This is a genomic window from Falsigemmobacter intermedius (assembly GCF_004054105.1).
Taxonomy (GTDB): domain Bacteria; phylum Pseudomonadota; class Alphaproteobacteria; order Rhodobacterales; family Rhodobacteraceae; genus Wagnerdoeblera; species Wagnerdoeblera intermedia.
The window spans coordinates 1-741 of sequence record NZ_SBLC01000095.1 but is presented as its reverse complement, the minus strand read 5'-3'; positions in this window follow the sequence as shown (position 1 = coordinate 741).

Here is a 741-nt window from a genome sequence, read left to right as displayed (position 1 = left end):
AACATGTTGAGAACAAAAGGCTGATTGACGGCCAGACCTGATGTTGGATGATGCTTGCGTCTGGAGGTGTCATTGTGATTTTCCGCGCAGAACTGACCCGGGGGGGATGCGGCAATCAACAGCCGGTCTTCTTGAAGGTGCCGATGGTCGCCATTGTCTGTCTCCATTCTCTCGTGTTCGGGCCCGCTCCATTGCGGCCTCGATGGCGATCTAGAGGCCGGGGACGACGGCCGGCGCAGTCCCGTCCGGGACCCTGACAGCACAGGCAGGGCTTTCTTGTCTTCCGCGAGGAATGGGCGAATCCCAGGGGAAGAAAGTTCAACGACGCTGTTGCGCCGAGACGTCGAAGCGCGCTCCCGCGCGCTGATCTTCGGCCAGATCAGCCCATCACAGAGGACGCATGCGAGCGGTCCCGTCACCTCCAGAGAGACAGGAGACAGCGGCGATCCTGAAGGATCCGGCAGGAAGACCCGACAGGCAACTACCGGCGATGATCACCCAGACCACGAACATGTCAGTGCGCGCCCTTCCCCCTGACCTGCAGCCACGGGCACCGCACCGCATCAGACCGGATACTGGGCGGGCCACCTGATCGGCACCTGCCGCCCAAGTGCTCGACAGCCAACTTCGCACACTACACGACTCGCAACCTCAGGCTCTTCGGAATGACGATTTTCTGGTCGACGATGGGCTCGTCCTGGCCTGATCGCAATCGGCGGCGGAGTTCATCAAAACCTGTTC